Raw genomic sequence first — 23933 nt, forward strand, 5'->3', positions numbered from 1 at the left:
TAACCTTTTATTTCGATACGCCCGCCCCATTCCCACTCGAAACGCAACAAAACGGTAGAGGGTTATGCCACCAGTAAGTGCGTTAAAAATACCTCATTGGGGGAACGATAGCCCAGCGATTTTCTGCCCCTTGTATTGAGTATGTGTTCGAGTTCGGCAATCTTACGATGACTGACCTGACTGAAGTCTGTTCCCTTTGGGTAAAAACGTCGTATCAGCCCGTTGGTGTGCTCATTCAAGCCCCTCTCCCAGGAATGATAAGGATGGGCAAAGTAGACCTGCGCCCCTGTGATTTGAGTAATTTGCTCGTGCAGAGCGAATTCAGGGCCGTTATCAGCTGTTAGGGTCTTAAACTTGCAAAAGGTATTAGCTTCAATGTCCCTGAAAGCAGCAACCACAGTCTCAGCACGCTTATTAGGCAGTTTGCGAATGATGAATTTTTTCAATGCTTTATCTACGATTCTTAACAAGAATGACTTCTGGTTTTTGCCAAAAATAGTGTCAATTTCGAAGTGGCCAGGCTCCTGTTTAAGCTCGGCTTGAGCTGGGCGATACTCAATACCAACACGGTTGGGAATAGGGCCTGATTTGAGGTTTTCGGCATTGTACCTGTAACGTTTTCCCCGATGAGGAAGTTGCTGATATAGCTCCCCGCCAGCCTGTCTCTCCTGCAGGATATAGCGATATAGCGTATTCTTGCTGACAGATATACCGAATTCCAGGTGCAAACGGCCACTGATGATTTCAGGTGAAGAGTGAGTGGAAAGCGCCTGACTGATGAAGTTCTGAATGTGTGGCTCCAACGGGTAAAAAGCATTGTTTGGCAGAGGCTTATGACGGCGTTCCCGGACCAGAGTGTCCGCCCTTCTACAGCAGTAGACACCATTGAAAGTAGGGTCGGTATTGCGTCTGAGTTCCCTGCTGATGGTCGAGCGAGGCAGAGCAAGCTCTCTGGCGATGGTAGCTTGGTTGACACCTTCACCACGCCGCTTTTCGATGTAGAACCGTTCTTTCTGAGTCAGAGGTTTTCCCTGCATGCAACAGGCTCTCCAGTATGGCCAGAACGGTGATTTTATCCGACTCTGGCAAGTGGGTCACTTTGTTGCGTTTCGAGTGGGAATGGGGCTTGAAGCTAATACCTTTTGCAAGTTTAAGACCCTAACAGCTGATAACGGCCCTGAATTCGCTCTGCACGAGCAAATTACTCAAATCATAGGGGCGCAGGTCTACTTTGCCCATCCTTATCATTACTGGGAGAGGGGCTTGAATGAGCACACCAACGGGCTGATACGACGTTTTTACCCAAAGGGAACAGACTTCAGTCAGGTCAGTCATCGTAAGATTGCCGAACTCGAACACATACTCAATACAAGGGGCAGAAAATCGCTGGGCTATCGTTCCCCCAATGAGGTATTTTTAACGCACTTACTGGTGGCATAAGCCTCTAAACTAGTTGCTGAATAGAGACTTGCATTTTTTGTCAGGCTATTGAGAATAAAAAGGGCTTTGTTGAATAATTTAAGATACTGATTTATATAAGCATTATAAAATTTCAACGACTAATTTTTCCTCTCGGAATGCTTTTTATTGGCTTTGTTGAATAATTTAACCGTTTGATTTACATCTTCTTTAGTTAGAATGCATTTACAGAGAATGTATTTTGTTAGAACGACAAATCAAATAGTTAGCACAATAAAAAGCATTCCGAGAGGAAAAATTAGTCGTTGAAATTTTATAATGCTTATATAAATCAGTATCTTAAATTATTCAACAAAGCCCTTTTTATTGTGCTAACTATTTGATTTGTCGTTCTAACAAAATACATTCTCTGTAAATGCATTCTAACTAAAGAAGATGTAAATCAAACGGTTAAATTATTCAACAAAGCCAATAAAAAGAGGTTTAACTTAGAGAATAAAGGTTTGAAATGATCAACAAAGAGCGGTTGTTACGAGATAATCGTTTATGTAAAGCAATCATTGGATTATCAGTCGAAGAATTGAAAAATTTAGCCGCTGAATTTTCAGCTTGTTATTTGATTTATCGGAAAAAGAATCGAAAAGATCACGAGCGGCAGATGGGTGCAGGGCAGAAAGGATTTATCCCAACCCCATTAGATAAACTGCTTTTTATTTTATTGTATTTAAAATGTTATCCGACCTATGATTTGCAAGGACTTCTTTTTGGTTTAGATAGAACACGGGTATGTCGCTGGGTAAAAATATTATTGCCGGTTTTAGAGATGACCTTGGGGCGAGAATGTGTTTTGCCCGCTCGTCAAATTCGCTCTGCTGAGGAATTTTTTCGCGCCTTTCCTGGAGTTAAAGACGTCTTTATTGATGGGACAGAGCGACCTGTCCAAAAGCCTAAGAATCTGCGTCGGCGAAAAAAAATGTATTCGGGAAAGAAAAGACAGACCACTCGAAAAGAGCTTATTATGACTGACGAAACAAGGCAAATTGGATTTATCCCCATGAGCAAAAATGGGCGCCGTCACGATAAACGCTTACTCGATAAAGTCGATATAATTCGCCATATTCCTCCTGAGGTAACCATCTGGGCAGATACCGGTTTTCAAGGTATAGATAAACAGCATCCTAATACACAAATCCCAAAAAAAGGAACTCGAAACAGACCTTTATCGCCTGAACAAAAACAAGAAAATAAAATAATCTCGGGCATCCGTATTACAGTTGAACACGCCATCGCGGGTATCAAGCGCCTCGGTTGTATGACCCAAATTTTACGGAATCGTAGACCCTTTATTGATGATACCTTCATACTCCTTAGCGCCGGTCTTTGGAATTTCCATCTCAGAACAGCGTAAAATTTACTTCAATCACCGAAACACCCTTATTTCACTATTAAGCAACACGCTTTCTACCGTTTTGTTGCGTTTCGAGTGGGAATGGGGCGTTGGTGGTGTAGATAACCTTGCGGATCTCCGGCGGAAAATCAAAAATGACGATGAGACGTTCCCAATTATTTCTCCACGATGGGCTGATCGTCGGGAACTGCTCATCCCATTTGGCCGCGAAGGCATCCAGGGCCTCTTCAGCGCCCTCTAGCGTTGCGGAACTATAGATGGTGCGCAGGTCAGCAGCAACGGCCTTACGCTCTTTCCAGCCGACGTAGCGCAGCGAGTTCCGCACCTGATGCACGATGCAGAGCTGTACCCGCGTATGCGGGTAAACAGCTTCAATGGCATCAGGAAAGCCCTTCAGGCCATCGCAGCAGGCGATGAAGATGTCCTGTAGCCCACGATTTTTCAGTTCTGTCATTACAGATAACCAGAACTTGGCCCCCTCGGTTTTGGCTATCCATAGCCCCAGCAGCTCTTTTTCGCCCTGGCCGTTGATGCCTAGAGCCAAGTAAACAGACTTGTTGGTCACGGCTCCGCCGTCCTGGCTTTTGACCACAATACAGTCAAGGTAAACAATGGGATAAAACGCATCCAGCGGCCGTTGCTGCCAGCGCTTAACGTCATCCATCACGGCATTGGTCACTTGATAAATGAAGCCAGCGGAAACATCGACCCCGTAGACTTCTTTAAAGTGAGCCTGAATATCACGGGTTGATAGCCCTCTGGAATAGAGAGAAATAATACGGTCATCGAAGCCGTTAAGCTGCTTTTCGTGCTTACCGATCAGTGTCGGCTCGAAGGTACTGTTGCGGTCGCGCGGAATATCGAGCTCGAGCGCCCCATTTTGGCTACGTACGCTCTTGGATGTCTTGCCATTGCGGGAGTTGCCTGAATGGTTACCAGCCGGGTCATGCTTAGCATACCCAAGGTGTATCTCCATCTCAGCTTGAAGAACCCGTTCCGCCAGTCTTTTAGTCAGCTGCTTGAGTAGTCCTGATTCACCCAGAAGCTCCTGAGGGAAGTGGCAATCCTGAAGCAGTTGGTCAATAAGTTCGTTGCTGATAGGCATTTTTTGTCCTCTGAAGGTTTTCCTCAAAATGCCATTTACACAGATCTTTTTACACTCTCCGGGCGCACTTTTCTTTATCACATCAATCATTACGTTATTTAATGCCTGAGTGACAATTTGTTCTGTTTGTAGTGTAAGAATAATCCAATCCGCGCGTTTAACTTTGGCGAACCCGGCTAAAAATGTTGCTCCTTGTGAATCGGTCAGACGAAAATTGCCTTTATTCCCCAATAGCGCCATCTGTTTTAATGAGTTGTCGTCTATTTTTTGCCCAATGCGGCTTTTATCATGATGATAAATAATTGTTCCATCTTTATTGAGGACATAGGTATCGTAATTATCGTCATCAAACTGCGAATTCATAAATTCATTTGTCGCATTGCGGTTGTTGAGATAAATAGAACCGCCGACGTACCCTAGCTGTTCACCTTCAGCATTGTGGATAGGCACAGAAATATAGACAATCAGGTTACCAATCAGAGAAACATAGGGCTGACTGATAAAAAAGGTGTTGGCCTGAACGGTGGCCGCATGGGAAGGGGAAGTTAGTCGCGCATCAATCACCCCAGGCTGCAATGGGGAGAACGCGCGAATGTAGCCCTGCTTGTCAATAAGCGTGTTGCTTAATAGTGAAATAAGGGTGTTTCGGTGATTGAAGTAAATTTTACGCTGTTCTGAGATGGAAATTCCAAAGACCGGCGCTAAGGAGTAAGAAGGTATCATCAATAAAGGGTCTACGATTCCGTAAAATTTGGGTCATGCAACGGCTTTGTTGAATAAATCGAACTTTCAGGGGATCGCCGGATCAAAGCACTATCATCGCTCCCGATAGCAGCTCCCCATGGCAAAGCAAAAGTTTAAAATCACCAACTGGCCCACCTACAACAAAGCACTCAGACAACGCGGCTCCCTGACGGTCTGGCTTGATGAGTCGGCCATCGCTGCATGGACTGACAGTTCTTCGCCTGAAGGTCGTGGTCGGCCGCTTTACTACACCGATATGGCTGTTACCACGGTTTTGATGATAAAGCGCGTGTTTAACCTGTCGCTCCGGGCATTACAGGGCTTTGTCGACTCGGTTTTTACACTGATGAGCCTGCCACTGCGCTGCCCGGACTACTCTCTGGTCAGTAGGCGGGCAAAAACCGTCAGTATCAGCATAAAAACGCCAACGCGTGGTGAAATCTCGCATCTGGTCATCGACAGTACCGGTCTGAAGGTCTTTGGCGAAGGTGAATGGAAAGTCAGGCAGCATGGGGCTGACAGACGAAGAGTGTGGCGCAAGCTTCATCTGGCAGCAGACAGTGCGACGCATGAGATTATCTGTGCCGACTTATCGCTCAGCGGAACGACAGATGCGCAGGCACTGTCGGGCCTGATTAACCAAACCCACCGAAAAATCAGGGAAGTGTCAGCAGACGGTGCTTATGACGCCCGTTACTGCCACGATGCGTTGCTAAGAAAGAAAATCAGGCCCCTTATCCCGCCGCGAAGCGGAGCCAAATACTGGCCGGACAAGTACCATGAACGTAACCATGCGGTGGCGAATCAGCGTCTGAGCGGGAGTAATGATATGTGGAAAAAGAAAGTGGGTTATCACCGGCGTTCAGTGGCAGAAACAGCGATGTTCCGCATAAAAACTTTGCTGGGTGGCCATCTGAGCCTGCGTGACTATGAGGCTCAAGTAGGTGAAGCCATAGCGATGGTCAAAGCGCTGAACCGTATGACGTTGTTGGGTATGCCACACAGCGTCAGGATGGCTTTGTTGAATAATTTAAGATACTGATTTATATAAGCATTATAAAATTTCAACGACTAATTTTTCCTCTCGGAATGCTTTTTATTGTGCTAACTATTTGATTTGTCGTTCTAACAAAATACATTCTCTGTAAATGCATTCTAACTAAAGAAGATGTAAATCAAACGGTTAAATTATTCAACAAAGCCCGTCAGGATAGGATAACAGGTGTAGCAGAGGGAGTCATCCTGTCGGCTAATTCTGATTTATTCAACAAAGCCTCATGCAACCGGAGAGTGTAAAAAGATCTGTGTAAATGGCATTTTGAGGAAAACCTTCAGAGGACAAAAAATGCCTATCAGCAACGAACTTATTGACCAACTGCTTCAGGATTGCCACTCCCCTCAGGAGCTTCTGGGTGAATCAGGCCTACTCAAGGAGCTGACTAAAAGACTGGCGGAACGGGTTCTTCAAGCTGAGATGGAGATACACCTTGGGTATGCTAAGCATGACCCGGCTGGTAATAATTCAGGCAACTCCCGCAATGGCAAGACATCCAAGAGCGTACGTAGCCAAAATGGGGCGCTCGAGCTCGATATTCCGCGCGACCGCAACAGTACCTTCGAGCCGACACTGATCGGTAAGCACGAAAAGCAGCTTAACGGCTTCGATGACCGCATTATTTCTCTCTATTCCAGAGGGCTATCAACCCGTGATATTCAGGCTCACTTTAAAGAAGTCTACGGGGTCGATGTTTCCGCTGGCTTCATTTCTCAAGTGACCAATGCCGTGATGGATGACGTTAAGCGCTGGCAGCAACGGCCGCTGGATGAGTTTTATCCCATTGTTTACCTTGACTGTATTGTGGTCAAAAGCCAGGACGGCGGAGCCGTGACCAACAAGTCTGTTTACTTGGCTCTAGGCATCAACGGCCAGGGCGAAAAAGAGCTGCTGGGGCTATGGATAGCCAAAACCGAGGGGGCCAAGTTCTGGTTATCTGTAATGACAGAACTGAAAAATCGTGGGCTACAGGACATCTTCATCGCCTGCTGCGATGGCCTGAAGGGCTTTCCTGATGCCATTGAAGCTGTTTACCCGCATACGCGGGTACAGCTCTGCATCGTGCATCAGGTGCGGAACTCGTTGCGCTACGTCGGCTGGAAAGAGCGTAAAGCCGTTGCTGCTGAACTCCGCACTATCTATAGCCAAGCGACATTATTTTGATAACAGCCAGCTATGCTTCTTTGCCGCATATCAGGGCATAGGATGTAATCATTTTTAAGTCGGTTGGCTATATAGTTCCGCAACGCTAGAGGGCGCTGAAGAGGCCCTGGATGCCTTCGCGGCCAAATGGGATGAGCAGTTCCCGACGATCAGCCCATCGTGGAGAAATAATTGGGAACGTCTCATCGTCATTTTTGATTTTCCGCCGGAGATTCGCAAGGTTATCTACACCACCAACGCGATAGAGTCGTTAAATGCTTCATTGCGCAAGATAACGAAAACGCGACGAATATTTCCAACGGATGACTCGGTGCTAAAATTATTCTATCTAGCCTTGCATAATATCTCGGCTAAATGGACCCTACCAATCAGAGACTGGAAACCGGCTATGAGCCAATTCATGTTGATGTATGGAGATCGGATTTCCGGTTAAGCGATGGAGCCATTTACACGAAATTCTTTACAGACTCGGCTTTGTTGAATAATTTAACCGTTTGATTTACATCTTCTTTAGGTAGAATGCATGTACAGAGACTGTATTTTGTTAGAACGACAAATCAAGTAGTTAGCACAATAAAAAGCATTACGGCTGGAAAACTTAGTTGTTGAAGTGTTATAATAATTATGTAAATCAGCATGTTAAATTATTCAACAAAGCCTACAGACTCTGCAACCGAGGCGCTTGATACCCGCGATGGCGTGTTCAACTGTAATACGGATGCCCGAGATTATTTTATTTTCTTGTTTTTGTTCAGGCGATAAAGGTCTTTTTCGAGTTCCTTTTTTTGGGATTTGTGTATTAGGATGCTGTTTATCTATACCTTGAAAACCGGTATCTGCCCAGATGGTTACCTCAGGAGGAATATGGCGAATTATATCGACTTTATCGAGTAAGCGTTTATCGTGACGGCGCCCATTTTTGCTCATGGGGATAAATCCAATTTGCCTTGTTTCGTCAGTCATAATAAGCCCTTTTCGAGTGGTCTGTCTTTTCTTTCCCGAATACATTTTTTTTCGCCGACGCAGATTCTTAGGCTTTTGGACAGGTCGCTCTGTCCCATCAATAAAGACGTCTTTAACTCCAGGAAAGGCGCGAAAAAATTCCTCAGCAGAGCGAATTTGACGAGCGGGCAAAACACATTCTCGCCCCAAGGTCATCTCTAAAACGGCTTTGTTGAATAATTTAAGATACTGATTTATATAAGCATTATAAAATTTCAACGACTAATTTTTCCTCTCGGAATGCTTTTTATTGTGCTAACTATTTGATTTGTCGTTCTAACAAAATACATTCTCTGTAAATGCATTCTAACTAAAGAAGATGTAAATCAAACGGTTAAATTATTCAACAAAGCCCTCTAAAACCGGCAATAATATTTTTACCCAGCGACATACCCGTGTTCTACCTAAACCAAAAAGAAGTCCTTGCAAATCATAGGTCGGATAACATTTTAAATACAATAAAATAAAAAGCAGTTTATCTAATGGGGTTGGGATAAATCCTTTCTGCCCTGCACCCATCTGCCGCTCGTGATCTTTTCGATTCTTTTTCCGATAAATCAAATAACAAGCTGAAAATTCAGCGGCTAAATTTTTCAATTCTTCGACTGATAATCCAATGATTGCTTTACATAAACGATTATCTCGTAACAACCGCTCTTTGTTGATCATTTCAAACCCTTATTCTCTAAGTTAAACCTCTTTTTATTCTCAATAGCCTGACAAAAAATGCAAGTCTCTATTCAGCAACTAGTTTAATGACCGAGACGGAGTTGAAGCGATGACCAATCTGCCGAATCCGCTCGAGCTCTTTTTGCAGCGTGTCGGCATTTTTCATGTTATCGGCGAGCAGTTGGGCGCTAAAACTGAGTTGTGATTGGGAAGAGGAAAAAAAGGTTTCGACGGTATTTGCGAGTTTTAATGAATAGTTAAGGTTTATTTTAAAAAACTGATCGGTCAATAACTTTTTTGTGTGTCGTAGAAGGCGAAATAGCTATTTACAAAAATAACTGACATACCAGATAGTGCGATGAAAAGAATGAGGCGTCGTAAATTGATTTGAAGAATAAAATGCTTCTGAAATGGTTTCATTTATTATCTTTCTGCTTATTATTGTTGTCGCAAATCAGCGAGCGATCGGCTGTTCAATATCATGATGTAAGTTAATGATTAAGAAGGTGAATGTTGAAAATACCCTTTCTTTTTCACAGTAGGGGGAGACGTGCTCCCGTACACCTCAGACTCAGCTGAGGACTGCGCCCTATCCATCGAAATCTGTTGGGTAATAAATTATGGGATATATCTTAAGGGCTTTGTTGAATAAATCAGAGTTAGCTGACGGATGGCCCCACCGGGATTGCCGTTATGCGATACGGATGCTGTCCGGCATGCCCAACAGCGTCATGCGGTTCAGCGCCTTAACCATCGCCATGGCTTCTCCGACCTGTGCGTCATAGTCCCGCAGCTTCAGGTGCCCGCCCAGCAGGGTTTTGATGCGGAACATCGCCGTTTCTGCCACTGAACGCCGGTGATAACCCACTTTCTTTTTCCACATATCATTACCCCCGCTCAGATGCTGATTCGCCACGGCGTGGTTACGCTCATGGTATCTGTCCGGCCAGTATTGTGCCCCGCTTCGCGGAGGAATGAGCGGCCTGATTTTTTTTCTCAGCAACGCATCGTGGCAGTAACGGGCGTCATAAGCCCCGTCCGCAGAGACTTCCCTAATTTTCCGGTGGGTCTGGTTTATCAGCCCCGGCAGGGCCTGCGCATCGGTCGTGACACTGAGCGATAAATCGGCACAGATAATTTCATGCGTTGCGCTGTCTGCAGCCAGATGAAGCTTGCGCCATACCCTGCGTCTGTCAGCCCCGTGTTGCCGGACTTTCCATTCGCCTTCTCCGAAGACCTTAAGACCGCTACTGTCTATGACCAGGTGCGATATTTCGCCCCGGGTCGGCGTTTTTATGCTGATACTGACGGTTTTTGCCCGCCGACTGACCAGAGAGTAGTCCGGGCAGCGCAGTGGCAGGCTCATCAGTGTAAAAACCGAATCGACAAAGCCCTGTAATGCCCGGAGCGACAGGTTAAACACGCGCTTTATCATCAAAACCGTGGTAACAGCCATATCGGTGTAGTAAAGCGGCCGACCACTACCTTCAGGCGAAGAACTGTCAGTCCATGCAGCGATGGCCGACTCATCAAACCAGACCGTCAGGGAGCCGCGTTGTCTGAGTGCTTTGTTGTATGTGGGCCAGTTGGTGATTTTAAACTTTTGCTTTGCCATGGGGATCTGCTATCGGGAGCGATGATAGTGCTTTGATCCGGCGATCCCCTGAAAGTTCGATTTATTCAACAAAGCCTATCTTAAGTAGTAGTTCAGAGCAAGCGGAGTGTCAATGTCACGCTATATAAAAATTTCTTATGAATCACAGCGAAAGAGGAATGATGGGGTAAATGGAATGGCAAAAGGAAAAGGCTTAACGCGGACGTTAAGCCTTTGATGGGTTATTGAACCGCCGCGAACGCTTTGGCAACGCGTACAACATTGCCCGAATTCAGGCCTGCAACACACATTCTGCCGTTGGCGATCAAATAAACACCAAATTCGTCGCGTAAACGATCCACCTGCAACGGGCTGAAGCCGGTGTAGCTGAACATACCGCGCTGTGTCAGCAGGTAGTCAAAGTTGCGCGTTGGCAGTTCTGCTTTCAGGGCATCCACCAGCGCTTTACGCATGGCGAGAATGCGGGAACGCATTTCTTCGACTTCCGCTTTCCACTCCGTGTTGCGCGCCGCATCGTTCAGCACGTTAGAAACCACTTGAGCGCCGTAATTCGGTGGGGTTGAGTAGTTACGACGTACCGTGGCTTTCAACTGTCCTAATACACGCTGCGCGCTATCGGCATCTTCGCACACCACGGAGAGCCCACCCACGCGTTCACTATAAAGAGAAAAAATCTTGGAGAAGGAGTTGGCTATCAGGGCAGGAACGCCCGCGCTGGCAATGGCGCGCAGTGCGTAAGCATCGGCATCAATGCCGCCGCCAAAGCCTTGATAGGCGATATCCATAAACGGGATCAGTTCGTGTTTGATAACCGTTTCAATAATGCGAGCCCATTGCGAATTGGTCAGATCGGAACCGGTCGGGTTATGGCAGCACGGGTGCAGCAGCACGATGCTGCGTGCTGGCAGGCTTTCCAGCGTGGCCATCATGCCATCGAAATTTACACCCAGCTTCTGTGCATCAAAGTAGGGATAAGTGGGTACCTTAAACCCAGCACCGGCAAAAATAGCGATGTGATTTTCCCAGGTCGGATCGCTGACCCACACCTCGGAATCAGGGAAATAGTGTTTCAGGAAGTCAGCACCAACTTTCAGCGCACCGGAACCGCCCAGCGTTTGGATCGTTGCAATACGGTTTGCCGCCAGCGCCGGGTGTTCTTTGCCAAACAGCAGTGTCTGAATAGCGGAGCGATAAGGCTGAAAACCTTCCATCGGCAAATAGGAGGAGGCCGCTTTGGGTTGCGCTTCTAGTACATCAACGGCACTGCTCACGGCGCGCAATTGCGGGATGATATTCTGTTCGTTGTAATAGAGCCCGATACTGAGATTGATCTTATCTGCGCGCGGGTCCTGCTTGTATTTTTCCATCAGAGACAGGATGGGATCTCCGGCATAGGCGTCGACATGTTGGAACACGGTTTTTCTCCTGAAATAATTATCTGCCACGCGTAATGCGTAGCGCGCAACCCCTGGACGCCATTTAGACCCTATAACGCCCCGGGCGGTGATTCATCGCAATGATTAAGTTAAGAATCACGGCACCTAATACGGAAACCACCAGCATAGGTATGCTTACCACAAACAGTGAAGCCAGTACAATCACCACATCAACCGCCATTTGTAACTTGCCAGCGCGTATGCCGTAGTGATCCTGAAGTTAGAGCGCCAAAATATTCACGCCACCCAGACTGGCCTTGTGACGAAACAGCACAATAAAGCCCAACCCAATGATGATGTTGCCAAACAGCGTGGCATAGAAAGGCTGAAGTCTATCGAAGTGAATAAACAGCGGATGCACGTCTGACAGCAGGGAAACCAGCCCGACGGCACAGAAGGTCTTGATGGTGAAATGCCAGCCCATGCGGCGAACGGCCAGATAATAAAACGGCAGGTTGATCAGAAAGAAAATGGTGCCAAATGAAATATGCGTGATGTAGTGCAGCAGGAATGCCATCCCTGCCGTGCCGCCGGTGAGCGCGCCAGATTGGCGTAACAGGATGATCCCAAAAGACACCATCAATGTGCCAATCAACAGCGCCAGAATATCCTCCAGCAGCGTGTGTTTTAGATTTTCAGTTGCAACAACGTTATCCATGGTGTGCTATATGAACGCATCCCGTTTGCAAAGCATTCGTGGTGTTGACATTGACGGTAGGTTGCAGCTCTATATTCGGCCTTGTTGCAGCCGCTGCTGCGGGCCTCGATGAGATTCGCTGACTCAGACCTCATTCTCCTGGCGAGCTTTAAGCTCAACACACCATTCAGGTTTAGTGAATCACGGTCTTACCTGTCGTTGTCATCACTACGGCTGCCCTAGCAACCTTTCAGCATTAACCCTTCTATTAAAAGAGTTAATGTTTTGCCAGTATCTGTCGTTCAGAACGGCCTGACACTGACGTGTTTTTTGTCGTAAGTTCGGCTATGTGCCACCAGGGCCCACACCGTGCGCGCTATCTTGTTAGCCATCCCCACCACCGCAACGCTGGTTGTCCGTCTTTTCAGCAGCTCCGTAACCCACGGGTTCGGCTCTTTCGCCAGCAGCGTCGCAGCCCTGGCTCCGTGGATAAACAGCGTCCGCAGATAAGCATCGCCGCGTTTACTGATGCCCAGAAGCCTCACTTTGCCGCCGGTGCCTGTTTGCTTTGGCACCAAGCCGATGTAGGCTGCGAACTCCCGTCCTGATCGGAAGGCTCCCGCATCTCCCATGATGGTAACTGCTGCGGTGGCAACCAGTGGGCCAACACCTGGAATGTCCATAATCCGCCGACAGACCTCATTCTGTTTCGCCCAAGTGGCAAGCTGTTTTTCGATACCCTCTATCTGCATATCCAGGTCATTGAGGCGCCGATGCTGGTCTTCAAACTGGTAGATCAGGAACGGTGGCAGTTTTTCCTTAAGTCGCTCAAGCACCTCTGGCATCGCCTTGTCCAGTGACGCCCGGCCTTTACGCACAGTTTCGCCGAACTCCAACAGCAATCCGTGCAGCGCGTTGATTTGCGCGGTGCGGAACTTCACTAACTGGCGGCGCATTTTGTGCAGCGACAGTACTGCCTGCTGTTCCTCAGTTTTGACGGCAACGGCTTTAGCTGGCTGCTGGACCGCCATCCAGATAGCACGGGCATCCATCACGTCATTTTTATTGCCCATCACGAAGGCCTTGACGAATTTGCCCTGGAGTAGTCTGACCTTATGCCCCAGTTTTTCCAGCTCCCGCGCCCAGTACTGGGAACCGCCGCAAGCTTCCATGCCAATCAGGCAAGGCTCCCGATTGCTGAAGTATTCCAGCAGCGCGTCGCGCTTTATAGCCAAGCGACATTATTTTGATAACAGCCAGCTATGCTTCTTTGCCGCATATCAGGGCATAGGATGTAATCATTTTTAAGTCGGTTGGCTATATCTGTTTATCGATGACTTCACCGGTATGTTCATTAATGAAGTGAACCTGCATCAGATGTTTTGCGATATCGACGCCAACAGGGGTATATTTCATGCCGTGGATCCTCCAGTTATCAGGGAGCTTTATGCATCCCGTGTTGGGCACAATGATGCCGTAAGTCTGCGAGGATCCACACCTTACCTGCCGAACCCTTCGCTGCTCTCAAATGTGTGGGATGCGTTCATCTCATTCTCAATGGCAGAAAAAATAAAAATGTGACGCAAGCAAAGCAAGAAATGCACCAAAAATGGTGCTTACCGCGGGGAGAATCACGTATTAACCGTGATAATAAGTATAAATTATTGAAATGCTGTAATTACGTCATGCACAAAAAATGCAGAAAACGTAATTTTTTGCGTGATTCACGCATGGTTTAAGGTGTTAATGCGCGTTCTCATTCTTTCCATGCACTAAAAGGAAGCATCTCGCCCTATTAGGGTGCAAGCGTTCAGTTAGGCAACATGAGCCCATTCTCTTTCAGGAGATTCAGTACCACTGAGGTCTTCAGGTGAGAAACGCTTTTATTCTGCGACAAGATGCGACTGATCAGATCGCTCAGCCCTTGCAGATCGGCTACCGCAACTTTCAGTAAATAGTCGGCATCGCCGGTGGTTTTATAGGCATCAATGATCGCATCCACCTCTCCTAGCATTTGGTGAAAGCGCTCCACGTAGTCGGGGGTATGGTTGATCAGGCGCACTTCGATCAAACCCAGACACTCCAGACCGATGGCATTGGGTGCCAGGCGGGCGTGGTAGCCCAGGATCTGCTTTGCCTGCTCAAGTGCAATGCGACGGCGCGAGCACTGCGATGCGGATAACCCGATCAGTTCGCTTAACTCCTGATTGGTCAAGCGGCCGTTGGTTTGCAGTAAGGTCAGCATTTTCAAATCATAATCGTCTATCTGGTACATAGTGCTTTATCCGCATGATGTATCGGGAGATAAAACAGACTAGCAGCTTTTTATCACTGCGTGCCGCTTCTTTTCATACCCCGGTTCTCAGGGGGATTGCACAACCAATGGGCATGCACCGTGTTGGCGCAATGTCGTGCGTTCAGTGATGCAATTAAGGGCATTTCGTGCATGTGGTTGCCTGTTTATGCATCAATCTGTTTTGTTTCGTCATTGAGTATCCCGTGGCGTGATAATAAAAATAATGAATATATTCATGATATTACTTTCTTTTATGGCCGGAGCTCGCCATTGCTCCGCTGAGGCTGGCCTGATTGTTGCCATGAGATTGCCAACACAACATCTTGTTCGGGGAATATCATGGATACGTCGCAGACAGCGGATCAACTGAAAAGAGGGTTAAAAAACCGCCATATCCAGTTGATTGCATTAGGGGGCGCGGTAGGCACCGGGCTGTTTTTGGGGATTGCGCAAACCATCAAAATGGCCGGGCCATCGGTATTGTTGGGCTATGCAATCGCCGGGATTATTGTTTTTTTCATTATGCGTCAGTTAGGGGAAATGGTGGTGGAAGAGCCCGTAGCCGGTTCTTTTAGCCATTTGGCCAATAAATACTGGGGTAGCTTTGCCGGTTTTATGTCCGGTTGGAACTACTGGGTGCTCTATGTGCTGGTCAGCATGGCTGAGCTTTCTGCGGTCGGGATTTACATTAAACTATAGCCAAGCGACTTAATTTTGATTACACCATATGGACTGAGAACAAACTCTCTGTATCGCAACCCATCTCTCTTTTTTTGCTTTTTGCTTGTGCCCATTTATGCTCAATTGGGTTAAGATCTGGCGAATATGTAGGCAAATACTCCACCATATACCCTGCATCGATGATGACTTGTTGAATATTATGTTTTTTGTGAAAAGTGGCATTGTCCATCATGATTACACTGTTTTTAGGGAGTACTGGGATAAGGACTTGTGTGACCCAGGCATAGAAAACATCGCTGTTAATATTGATATCAAATAATCCGATAGCAAACAGCGTTGTGCCTAATAAAGCGCCGATAACATTTGTTCTTCCCCTAGCTCCCCAGTTCTTCAGGCCAAAACACCGTTGACCTTTTGGGGAATAGCCGTGAGTCCGTGGGGCATCGTGTGAAAAACCACTTTCATCAATAAAAACAATAGGTTTACCTTCTTTTTCATACTGTTGTTTTTTTTGTTGAAATCCCTGCCGGGCGTTTTCGTCGGCTTTCGGATGACGTAGAGTTTTTTTTATAGGTCAATCCCAGCTTTTTAAGCGCTTGCCAAATGGCCTTCTGACAAACGCCAAAACGCTCTGCACGTTCTTTTTGGTAAGCATCTGGATATTGTTCAACATCTTTTATCAACTCGGATTTATCGATCTTTCGCTGACGCGTGGTCGATGCTTTTGACTCTATTTGATTAATCCAACGCGATACAGAGGCAGGGCCAATCCGAAATTGCTTCGCTGTTTCTCGGATACTCAACCCTTCGTTTTTCCGTGTAGATATCACTTTACGTCTAAAATCAATTGAATAGCTCATTTAAATAATGTAATCAAAATTAAGTCGTTTAGCTATAACGGGCGTCATAAGCACCGTCTGCTGACACTTCCCTGATTTTTCGGTGGGTTTGGTTAATCAGGCCCGGCAGTGCCTGCGCATCTGTCGTTCCGCTGAGCGATAAGTCGGCACAGATAATCTCATGCGTCGCACTGTCTGCTGCCAGATGAAGCTTGCGCCACACTCTTCGTCTGTCAGCCCCATGCTGCCTGACTTTCCATTCACCTTCGCCAAAGACCTTCAGACCGGTACTGTCGATGACCAGATGCGAGATTTCACCACGCGTTGGCGTTTTTATGCTGATACTGACGGTTTTTGCCCGCCTACTGACCAGAGAGTAGTCCGGGCAGCGCAGTGGCAGGCTCATCAGTGTAAAAACCGAGTCGACAAAGCCCTGTAATGCCCGGAGCGACAGGTTAAACACGCGCTTTATCATCAAAACCGTGGTAACAGCCATATCGGTGTAGTAAAGCGGCCGACCACGACCTTCAGGCGAAGAACTGTCAGTCCATGCAGCGATGGCCGACTCATCAAGCCAGACCGTCAGGGAGCCGCGTTGTCTGAGTGCTTTGTTGTAGGTGGGCCAGTTGGTGATTTTAAACTTTTGCTTTGCCATGGGGAGCTGCTATCGGGAGCGATGATAGTGCTTTGATCCGGCGATCCCCTGAAAGTTCGATTTATTCAACAAAGCCGCTCTGCTGAGGAATTTTTTCGCGCCTTTCCTGGAGTTAAAGACGTCTTTATTGATGGGACAGAGCGACCTGTCCAAAAGCCTAAGAATCTGCGTCGGCGAAAAAAAATGTATTCGGGAAAGAAAAGACAGACCACTCGGAAAGGGCTTATTATGACTGACGAAACAAGGCAAATTGGATTTATCCCCATGAGCAAAAATGGGCGCCGTCACGATAAACGCTTACTCGATAAAGTCGATATAATTCGCCATATTCCTCCTGAGGTAACCATCTGGGCAGATACCGGTTTTCAAGGTATAGATAAACAGCATCCTAATACACAAATCCCAAAAAAAGGAACTCGAAAAAGACCTTTATCGCCTGAACAAAAACAAGAAAATAAAATAATCTCGGGCATCCGTATTACAGTTGAACACGCCATCGCGGGTATCAAGCGCCTCGGTTGCATGACCCAAATTTTACGGAATTGATGATACCTTCTTACTCCTTAGCGCCGGTCTTTGGAATTTCCATCTCAGAACAGCGTAAAATTTACTTCAATCACCGAAACACCCTTATTTCACTATTAAGCAACACGCTTATTCAATACTGGTTTCCCGATGTGCCGACCTGGGTTTCGGCGGCCGTTTTCTTCCTGCTGATTAACGCCATAAACCTTACTAACGTGAAGGTTTATGGCGAAATGGAGTTCTGGTTTGCCATCATTAAAGTGGCGGCGATTATCGGCATGATTGCGTTCGGCTGCTATCTACTGATCAGTGGGAGTGGCGGGCCAGAGGCCAGCGTGGCTAACCTGTGGCAGCACGGTGGGTTTTTCCCCAATGGTTTTGGTGGCATGGTGATGGCAATGGCGGTCATCATGTTCTCCTTTGGCGGCCTTGAATTGGTCGTGATCACTGCCGCTGAGGCCGATCAGCCAGAAAAAAGTATTCCGCGCGCCACCAATCAGGTGATTTATCGCATTCTGCTGTTTTATGTGGGGGCATTGGCGGTGTTGCTGTAGCTGTACCCCTGGCAGAAAGTGGTGGAAGGCGGCAGCCCGTTTGTGCTGATTTTCCACGCGCTGGATAGCAACGTGGTGGCAACCGTGCTGAATCTGGTGGTGCTGTCTGCGGCGCTCTCGGTGTATAACAGTTGCGTCTATTGCAATAGCCGTATGCTGTTTGGCCTGGCTAAACAGGGCAACGCCCCTCGGGCACTGTTAAGCATCAACAAACGTGGCATTCCGTTGAACGCGCTTGGTGTATCGGCGTTGGCAACCGGGCTGTGCGTGGTGTTGAACTACCTGATGCCGGGCAAAGCGTTTGAGCTGCTGATGGCGCTGGTGGTGTCCGCGTTATAGCTAAACGACTTAATTTTGATTACATTATTTAAATGAGCTATTCAATTGATTTTAGACGTAAAGTGATATCTACACGGGGCTTTGTTGAATAATTTAAGATACTGATTTATATAAGCATTATAAAATTTCAACGACTAATTTTTCCTCTCGGAATGCTTTTTATTGTGCTAACTATTTGATTTGTCGTTCTAACAAAATACATTCTCTGTAAATGCATTCTAACTAAAGAAGATGTAAATCAAACGGTTAAATTATTCAACAAAGCCTCTACACGGAAAAACGAAGGGTTGAGTATCCGAGAAACAGCGAAGCAATTTCGGATTGGCCCTGCCTCTGTATCGCGTTGGATTAATCAAATAGAGTCAAAAGCATCGACCACGCGTCAGCGAAAGATCGATAAATCCGAGTTGATAAAAGATGTTGAACAATATCCAGATGCTTACCAAAAAGAACGTGCAGAGCGTTTTGGCGTTTGTCAGAAGGCCATTTGGCAAGCGCTTAAAAAGCTGGGATTGACCTATAAAAAAAACTCTACGTCATCCGAAAGCCGACGAAAACGCCCGGCAGGGATTTCAACAAAAAAAACAACAGTATGAAAAAGAAGGTAAACCTATTGTTTTTATTGATGAAAGTGGTTTTTCACACGATGCCCCACGGACTCACGGCTATTCCCCAAAAGGTCAACGGTGTTTTGGCCTGAAGAACTGGGGAGCTAGGGGAAGAACAAATGTTATCGGCGCTTTATTAGGCACAACGCTGTTTGCTATCGGATTATTTGATATCAATATTAACAGCGATGTTTTCTATGCCTGGGTCACACAAGTCCTTATCCCAGTACTCCCTAAAAACAGTGTAATCATGATGGACAATGCCACTTTTCACAAAAAACATAATATTCAACAAGTCATCATCGATGCAGGGTATATGGTGGAGTATTTGCCTACATATTCGCCAGATCTTAACCCAATTGAGCATAAATGGGCACAAGCAAAAAGCAAAAAAAGAGAGATGGGTTGCGATACAGAGAGTTTGTTCTCAGTCCATATGGTGTAATCAAAATTAAGTCGCTTGGCTATAGTGATCAACTGGGCGATGATTTGCATTACACACCTCAAGTTCCGCCATGCGATGCAAGCGGCTGCAAAGGAAACGCGTTTTAAAAGCTGGGGCTATCCGGTGACCAACGTGATTTGCCTGCTATTTCTGGCGGGTATTCTGGTGATCATGGCGATTACCCCCGGTATCCAGATCTCGGTATGGCTGATTCCCGTGTGGCTGGTGGCAATGGCTGTGGCTTATCGGGTGAAGAACCGTAAACGCACCCCGGCAGATGTTGCGGTCAGTGACGCGTAATTGATGGGAAAGGCGTACCCTGTGGTACGCCTTTTTACGCATTAATCGTCGAGATACACCAGCGCCAGACGCTGTGTCACGCGGGTAATCAGTTCGTAAGCGCTGATCTTGGTGTGTGCGGCGATCCGCTCGACGGGCAGCGCCTCTCCCCACAAGATCACTTCATCGCCCACCCGCTCCCGGGCATCGGGTCCCAGATCGACCGTCAACATATCCATTGATACGCGTCCAACCAACGGCACTTCACGGCCATTGACCAGCACTGGAGTACCCAACGGCGCTGTGCGCGGGTAGCCATCGCCATACCCCATCGCGACCACGCCGAGCAGGGTATCGCGCTCGCTGGTCCAGATGCAGCCGTATCCTTCGGTTTCACCCGCTTTGTGCTCACGCACCGCGATCAGGTGTGATGTGAGGGTCATGGCGGGTTGCAGTCCAAAATGCGTGGCGGTTTCAGTGGCCAACGGTGATACGCCGTAGAGAATAATCCCCGGCCGTACCTGATTAAGATGCGCCTGTGGCCACAGCAGAATCCCGCCGGAAGCCGCGATAGATTGCGCGCCGGGTTTTCCCTCGGCGAAGGCATCGAAGCAGGCGATCTGTTTCAGGGTGGTATTGAACTCTGGCTCATCGGCGCGGCAAAAATGGCTCATGATATTCACCGGTTGCACCACATTGCGGCACTGGGTCAGCCGTTGATAAAACTCTTCCGCTTTATCGGGACGCACCCCTAAACGGTGCATACCCGTATCCAGCTTCATCCACACGGTAAGAGGGTGCGGTAAATCGGCCTGCTCCAATGCTTCCAACTGCTCGACGCTGTGCACCGCGGTTTCCAATTGATGCTGCGCCAGTAAAGGAAGATCGTCGGCAGAGAAAAACCCTTCCAGCAGCAGGATGGGTTTGGTGATACCCGCTTGGCGCAGTGCCAACGCCTCCGAGAGCCGGGCGACGCCGAAGCAATCGGCATCCTGAAGGGTGGTGGCGCATTCCACGGCACCGTGGCCGTATGCATTGGCCTTGACGACGGCGACCAGCCGACTGTTAGGCGCTAACTGGCGCACGCGCTGCATATTGTGACGTAATGCGCGGCGACTGATGACGGCGGTTGCCGTTTTCATTTCTACTGTCCTTAACGCTGCCCGCTCAGGTGCGCTATTTATTCATCATCGTATTGTGGACCGGCGTAATTATCAAAACGCGACCACTGCCCGTTGAAGGTCAACCGAACGGTACCGATAGGGCCGTTACGCTGTTTCCCCAAGATAATCTCAGCGATGCCTTTCAAATCGCTGTTTTCATGATAAACCTCATCACGATAGATAAACATAATCAGGTCGGCATCCTGCTCGATAGAGCCGGATTCACGCAGGTCGGAGTTGACCGGGCGTTTATCCGCTCGCTGCTCCAGACTACGGTTAAGCTGAGAGAGTGCGACCACAGGCACCTGCAATTCTTTTGCCAATGCTTTGAGAGAACGGGAAATTTCGGCTATCTCAAGGGTTCGGTTATCTGAAAGGGCGGGCACCCGCATCAGTTGCAGGTAGTCGATCATGATCAGGCTGAGGCCATCATGTTCGCGGAAAACGCGGCGCGCGCGGGAGCGCACTTCCGTGGGCGTCAGGCCGGAAGAGTCATCGATATACATGTTCTTCTTCTCCAGCAGAATACCCATGGTGCTGGAGATACGCGCCCAGTCCTCGTCATCCAACTGCCCGGTACGGATACGGGTTTGATCCACGCGCGACAGCGATGCCAGCATACGCATCATGATCTGTTCGCCGGGCATTTCCAGACTGAAGATCAGCACCGGCTTCTCTTGCATCATCGCGGCGTTTTCGCACAGGTTCATGGCGAACGTGGTTTTCCCCATGGAGGGACGCGCTGCGACGATAATCAAGTCCGACTTTTGCAGCCCGGCGGTTTTTTTATCCAGATCCTGATAACCGCTGGAAACGCCGGTGACCCCGTCGTGCGGGCGTTGATACAACTGCTCAATACGAGAGACGGTATCTTCCAGAATGCGGTCGATGCTTTTCGGACCTTCATCCTTGCTGGCACGGTTTTCCGCGATCTGAAACACGCGTGATTCCGCCAGATCCAACAGATCTTCACTGCTACGACCCTGTGGATCGTAACCGGCATCGGCGATTTCATGGGCGACAGCGATCATCTCACGCACCACCGCCCGTTCGCGCACGATATCGGCATAGGCACTGATGTTGGCGGCGCTGGGGGTGTTTTTCGCCAGTTCTGCCAGATAGGCAAAACCGCCGACCGTGTCCAGCTCGCCTTTTTGCTCCAGCGACTCGGACAGGGTGATGAGATCGATGGGCTTGTTCAATTCCAACAGGCGCTGCATTTCGCTGAAAATCAGACGGTGGGCGCGGTTGTAGAAATCGTTGGCGACGACGCGTTCTGCAACGTTATCCCAGCGCTCGTTGTCGAGCATCAAGCCGCCCAGAACCGATTGTTCCGCTTCCAGCGATTGGGGTGGAAGCTTTAACTCCTCCATCTGTCGGTCGCGGGGCTGTTTCGATGGGGGTGCGGTGCGCTTTTCTGCCATGGGATTACGTTCTTTATTGGTTGATTTGTCATTCCATAAGGAGGCATTGTATACGAAACTGACGTGATAAAAACGCGCCCGTGTGTTTATCGCACCGGACCGCATCAGGAGAAAACATGGCGAAACGCATTCAATTCAGCGCCCACGGTGGCCCTGAGGTGCTGGAGTACGTTGATTTTACCCCGCGTGAACCGGCTGCGGGTGAAGTACAAATTGAAAACCGTGCTGTCGGGATCAACTTTATCGATACCTACGTGCGCAGTGGGCTTTATCCCGTGCAGACCTTCCCATCTGGGCTGGGCACTGAGGCGGCGGGGGTGGTGGCGAAAGTCGGCGCGGGGGTAAGTGGTTTTCAAGTCGGCGATCGCGTGGTGTACGCGCAAGCGGGGCTGGGCGCTTACAGTGCGGTGCACAACGTGGTGGCGGATCGCGTAGCGCATCTACCAGAGGCCATCAGCTTTGAGCAGGGCGCGGCGTCGTTCCTGAAAGGGCTGACGGTATACTACCTGCTGCGTGAAACCTATGAGATTACGTCCGGTGAGACATTCCTCTTCCAAGCGGCCGCCGGTGGCGTTGGCCTGATCGCCTGCCAGTGGGCCAAGGCGCTGGGCGCGAAACTTATTGGTACCGTCGGGTCCGATGACAAGGCGGCGTTGGCACGTCAGGCGGGTGCCTGGGCGACCATCAACTATCGCAGTGAGAACATCGCGCAGCGGGTACTGGAATTAACCGATGGGCAGAAAGTGCCGGTAGTGTACGACTCGGTGGGTAAAGACACGTGGGAAGCCTCGCTCGATAGTCTGCAACGTCGCGGTTTGATGGTGAGCTTCGGTAACGCTTCTGGCCCGGTGACCGGCGTGAATTTAGGCATTCTGAATCAGAAAGGCTCGCTTTACGTGACGCGTCCGTCGCTGTTTGGCTACGTGACCAACCGGGCAGAGCTGGATAAAGCAAGCAGCGAGCTGTTTTCGCTGATTGCCAGTGGCGCTGTCAAGGTAGATGTTTCTGCCAACCAGATCTTCGGGCTGTCGGAAGCGCAAAAAGCGCATCGCGCACTGGAGAGCCGTCAGGCGCACGGTTCCTGTCTGCTGATCCCAGGACGATAAGCGAGCGAGCCGCTGTACAGGGTAGGTCGGCGTAAAAAGTAAGTGCCCCAAACGGGGGCCTTGTTGCTGCATTATTTTTGATATTTCATCATGCTGTATGTAGGGTACAGCGTGGCGAACGTCAGCGCATCGAGGCGTAATTTTTTTGGATGATGATGCTCTGACGCGGATGAAATCATTTTTTATTGATTCGCACAGGCCGCGTGTCTTGTGCGTGTTACCGGTTACGTAAACCGCCTTGCTACATGGAGGCAGTCATAGTGACCAAGAGCCGCCATCCTAACAGCGGCTTAGGGGAAAAAAATATCTGCTGGCGCACAAAATTGGCGTAAATTACTGAGAATCTTGGTGCTCAGAAGCGGTATTTGCAGCTGCCGTCACAAAGCGTGGCATCAGCGGTAATCGCGCAGCGGTTTTTGCTGCCAGTAACGCCACAGCCAGACGATCGCCACTGCCAGCAGCAGCCAGGGCAGTACTTTGATGGCGGTAACAATCAGCCCACCCACCAGCATCACCACCGCCGCAATCACCAGTGCGCCTAGTACGCCAATCAGTGAAATCCCGGTGACCATTAACATCACGAAAAAGCCCACAACGAACAAAAACTCCAGCATGATTCCTCTCCTCAATAAGGTGTGCCGTACTAAAGACGTGCTCTGCGGGAAGTATTACAAGAAGCATGCCAACCTTTCCCCTCTGATAACGCTTTGATTTATCAGAAGGGAATGTCGGTGTGGGCAATAAATTGTGGCTATTTTGACTAACT

18 protein-coding genes and 9 pseudogenes are annotated in these 23933 nt (G+C 48.5%); 11 read left to right on the forward strand and 16 right to left on the reverse strand.

Annotated elements, in window-relative coordinates; all coding sequences use genetic code 11:
* Positions 1-62: 62 nt before the first annotated feature.
* Positions 63-1037, reverse strand: a complete 975-nt coding sequence (locus ACQGXV_RS12455) for an IS30 family transposase (RefSeq protein ID WP_440866559.1) — start codon at positions 1035-1037, stop codon at positions 63-65.
* On the opposite strand from ACQGXV_RS12455, the gene ACQGXV_RS12460 reads away from it, so the two are divergent.
* Both ACQGXV_RS12460 and ACQGXV_RS12465 read left to right on the forward strand, forming a co-directional pair.
* The gene (locus ACQGXV_RS12460; RefSeq protein ID WP_440866560.1) at positions 1036-1440 is read left to right on the forward strand and encodes an IS30 family transposase; all 405 of its coding nucleotides are present in this window, start codon (positions 1036-1038) and stop codon (positions 1438-1440) included. The two genes, ACQGXV_RS12455 and ACQGXV_RS12460, sit on opposite strands and share 2 nt — an antisense overlap.
* A gap of 487 nt (positions 1441-1927) precedes the next feature.
* A complete protein-coding gene (locus tag ACQGXV_RS12465; RefSeq protein WP_440866561.1) occupies positions 1928-2827 on the forward strand; it encodes a transposase family protein in 900 nt (299 codons plus the stop codon).
* Positions 2828-2912: 85 nt separating this feature from the next.
* Here ACQGXV_RS12465 and ACQGXV_RS12470 read toward each other — a convergent pair.
* A pseudogene (locus tag ACQGXV_RS12470) lies at positions 2913-3932 on the reverse strand (IS256 family transposase); the annotation flags it as partial.
* 147 nt (positions 3933-4079) lie between these two features.
* Positions 4080-4619: pseudogene (locus tag ACQGXV_RS12475) on the reverse strand (cache domain-containing protein); the annotation flags it as partial.
* Between the two features lie 154 nt (positions 4620-4773).
* On the opposite strand from ACQGXV_RS12475, the gene ACQGXV_RS12480 reads away from it, so the two are divergent.
* Together ACQGXV_RS12480 and ACQGXV_RS12485 are read left to right on the forward strand one after the other, a co-directional pair.
* Complete coding sequence (locus ACQGXV_RS12480; RefSeq protein WP_440866562.1) at positions 4774-5718, forward strand: IS5 family transposase; 945 nt, start codon at positions 4774-4776, stop codon at positions 5716-5718.
* A gap of 303 nt (positions 5719-6021) precedes the next feature.
* A pseudogene (locus ACQGXV_RS12485) lies at positions 6022-7327 on the forward strand (IS256 family transposase).
* 215 nt (positions 7328-7542) lie between these two features.
* On the opposite strand, the gene ACQGXV_RS12490 reads toward ACQGXV_RS12485, so the two are convergent.
* The 7 genes and pseudogenes from ACQGXV_RS12490 to ACQGXV_RS12520 form a co-directional block, all read right to left on the reverse strand.
* Complete coding sequence (locus tag ACQGXV_RS12490) at positions 7543-8115, reverse strand: transposase family protein (protein ID WP_440866563.1); 573 nt, start codon at positions 8113-8115, stop codon at positions 7543-7545.
* Between the two features lie 120 nt (positions 8116-8235).
* The gene (locus ACQGXV_RS12495) at positions 8236-8565 is read right to left on the reverse strand and encodes a helix-turn-helix domain-containing protein (RefSeq protein WP_440866564.1); all 330 of its coding nucleotides are present in this window, start codon (positions 8563-8565) and stop codon (positions 8236-8238) included.
* Between the two features lie 691 nt (positions 8566-9256).
* Complete coding sequence (locus tag ACQGXV_RS12500; RefSeq protein ID WP_440866565.1) at positions 9257-10180, reverse strand: IS5 family transposase; 924 nt, start codon at positions 10178-10180, stop codon at positions 9257-9259.
* 221 nt (positions 10181-10401) lie between these two features.
* Positions 10402-11595, reverse strand: coding sequence for an amino acid aminotransferase (locus ACQGXV_RS12505; protein WP_440867398.1), 1194 nt, complete (start codon positions 11593-11595; stop codon positions 10402-10404).
* A gap of 64 nt (positions 11596-11659) precedes the next feature.
* Positions 11660-12274: pseudogene (locus ACQGXV_RS12510) on the reverse strand (YitT family protein).
* A 281-nt stretch (positions 12275-12555) separates the two neighbouring features.
* Positions 12556-13669: pseudogene (locus tag ACQGXV_RS12515) on the reverse strand (IS110 family transposase).
* Positions 13670-14063: 394 nt separating this feature from the next.
* Positions 14064-14528: an Lrp/AsnC family transcriptional regulator gene (locus ACQGXV_RS12520; protein WP_440866566.1), complete on the reverse strand. Its 465-nt coding sequence runs from the start codon at positions 14526-14528 to the stop codon at positions 14064-14066.
* A 360-nt stretch (positions 14529-14888) separates the two neighbouring features.
* Here ACQGXV_RS12520 and ACQGXV_RS12525 point away from each other — a divergent pair.
* Positions 14889-15242, forward strand: a pseudogene (locus ACQGXV_RS12525) (aromatic amino acid transporter AroP); the annotation flags it as partial.
* 25 nt (positions 15243-15267) lie between these two features.
* Here the strand turns inward: ACQGXV_RS12525 and ACQGXV_RS12530 are convergent.
* The 3 genes and pseudogenes from ACQGXV_RS12530 to ACQGXV_RS12540 all read right to left on the reverse strand — a co-directional run.
* Positions 15268-15801, reverse strand: a complete 534-nt coding sequence (locus ACQGXV_RS12530) for an IS630 family transposase (RefSeq protein ID WP_440862665.1) — start codon at positions 15799-15801, stop codon at positions 15268-15270.
* A complete protein-coding gene (locus ACQGXV_RS12535; RefSeq protein WP_440862584.1) occupies positions 15725-16090 on the reverse strand; it encodes an IS630 transposase-related protein in 366 nt (121 codons plus the stop codon). The genes ACQGXV_RS12530 and ACQGXV_RS12535 overlap by 77 nt, the downstream gene beginning before the upstream one ends.
* A gap of 34 nt (positions 16091-16124) precedes the next feature.
* A pseudogene (locus tag ACQGXV_RS12540) lies at positions 16125-16724 on the reverse strand (IS5 family transposase); the annotation flags it as partial.
* Positions 16725-16850: 126 nt separating this feature from the next.
* On the opposite strand from ACQGXV_RS12540, the gene ACQGXV_RS12545 reads away from it, so the two are divergent.
* The 5 genes and pseudogenes from ACQGXV_RS12545 to ACQGXV_RS12565 form a co-directional block, all read left to right on the forward strand.
* Entirely contained in the window at positions 16851-17270 is a 420-nt protein-coding gene (locus ACQGXV_RS12545) for a transposase family protein (protein WP_440867399.1), read from the forward strand.
* A pseudogene (locus ACQGXV_RS12550) lies at positions 17270-18139 on the forward strand (amino acid permease); the annotation flags it as partial. The gene ACQGXV_RS12545 and the pseudogene ACQGXV_RS12550, both read left to right, overlap by 1 nt.
* Positions 18140-18429: 290 nt before the next feature.
* Entirely contained in the window at positions 18430-18738 is a 309-nt protein-coding gene (locus tag ACQGXV_RS12555; RefSeq protein WP_440865549.1) for an IS630 transposase-related protein, read from the forward strand.
* Positions 18662-19195 (forward strand): IS630 family transposase, encoded by a 534-nt coding sequence (locus ACQGXV_RS12560; RefSeq protein WP_440862665.1) that lies wholly within the window; start codon positions 18662-18664, stop codon positions 19193-19195. The genes ACQGXV_RS12555 and ACQGXV_RS12560 overlap by 77 nt, the downstream gene beginning before the upstream one ends.
* Before the next feature lie 18 nt (positions 19196-19213).
* A pseudogene (locus ACQGXV_RS12565) lies at positions 19214-19495 on the forward strand (aromatic amino acid transporter AroP); the annotation flags it as partial.
* Positions 19496-19536: 41 nt separating this feature from the next.
* Here the strand turns inward: ACQGXV_RS12565 and alr are convergent.
* Complete coding sequence (gene alr, locus ACQGXV_RS12570) at positions 19537-20616, reverse strand: alanine racemase (protein ID WP_440866567.1); 1080 nt, start codon at positions 20614-20616, stop codon at positions 19537-19539.
* 38 nt (positions 20617-20654) lie between these two features.
* Positions 20655-22061, reverse strand: coding sequence for a replicative DNA helicase (gene dnaB / locus ACQGXV_RS12575; RefSeq protein ID WP_440866568.1), 1407 nt, complete (start codon positions 22059-22061; stop codon positions 20655-20657).
* A gap of 116 nt (positions 22062-22177) precedes the next feature.
* Here dnaB and ACQGXV_RS12580 point away from each other — a divergent pair, with 116 nt between their 5' ends.
* Positions 22178-23167 (forward strand): quinone oxidoreductase, encoded by a 990-nt coding sequence (locus tag ACQGXV_RS12580; RefSeq protein ID WP_440866569.1) that lies wholly within the window; start codon positions 22178-22180, stop codon positions 23165-23167.
* A gap of 392 nt (positions 23168-23559) precedes the next feature.
* Here ACQGXV_RS12580 and pspG read toward each other — a convergent pair whose 3' ends face one another.
* Positions 23560-23781 carry an envelope stress response protein PspG gene (pspG, locus tag ACQGXV_RS12585; protein WP_264624700.1) on the reverse strand — a complete coding sequence of 74 codons (222 nt, stop codon included), beginning with the start codon at positions 23779-23781 and terminating at the stop codon, positions 23560-23562.
* Between the last annotated feature and the right edge of the window lie 152 nt (positions 23782-23933).

Origin of the sequence: Symbiopectobacterium purcellii (assembly GCF_052050035.1) — a bacterium.
In the GTDB taxonomy this organism is placed as follows: Bacteria; Pseudomonadota; Gammaproteobacteria; order Enterobacterales; family Enterobacteriaceae; genus Symbiopectobacterium; species Symbiopectobacterium purcellii_A.

Coding starts and splice junctions, on each gene's coding strand:
- ACQGXV_RS12465 (WP_440866561.1), top strand. CDS start 1,928: ATGATCAACAAAGAGCGGTTGTTACGAGATAATCGTTTATGTAAAGCA.
- pspG (WP_264624700.1), bottom strand. CDS start 23,781: ATGCTGGAGTTTTTGTTCGTTGTGGGCTTTTTCGTGATGTTAATGGTC.
- ACQGXV_RS12460 (WP_440866560.1), top strand. CDS start 1,036: ATGCAACAGGCTCTCCAGTATGGCCAGAACGGTGATTTTATCCGACTC.
- ACQGXV_RS12500 (WP_440866565.1), bottom strand. CDS start 10,180: ATGGCAAAGCAAAAGTTTAAAATCACCAACTGGCCCACATACAACAAA.
- ACQGXV_RS12455 (WP_440866559.1), bottom strand. CDS start 1,037: ATGCAGGGAAAACCTCTGACTCAGAAAGAACGGTTCTACATCGAAAAG.
- ACQGXV_RS12480 (WP_440866562.1), top strand. CDS start 4,774: ATGGCAAAGCAAAAGTTTAAAATCACCAACTGGCCCACCTACAACAAA.
- ACQGXV_RS12520 (WP_440866566.1), bottom strand. CDS start 14,528: ATGTACCAGATAGACGATTATGATTTGAAAATGCTGACCTTACTGCAA.
- dnaB (WP_440866568.1), bottom strand. CDS start 22,061: ATGGCAGAAAAGCGCACCGCACCCCCATCGAAACAGCCCCGCGACCGA.
- alr (WP_440866567.1), bottom strand. CDS start 20,616: ATGAAAACGGCAACCGCCGTCATCAGTCGCCGCGCATTACGTCACAAT.
- ACQGXV_RS12580 (WP_440866569.1), top strand. CDS start 22,178: ATGGCGAAACGCATTCAATTCAGCGCCCACGGTGGCCCTGAGGTGCTG.
- ACQGXV_RS12495 (WP_440866564.1), bottom strand. CDS start 8,565: ATGATCAACAAAGAGCGGTTGTTACGAGATAATCGTTTATGTAAAGCA.
- ACQGXV_RS12535 (WP_440862584.1), bottom strand. CDS start 16,090: ATGAGCTATTCAATTGATTTTAGACGTAAAGTGATATCTACACGGAAA.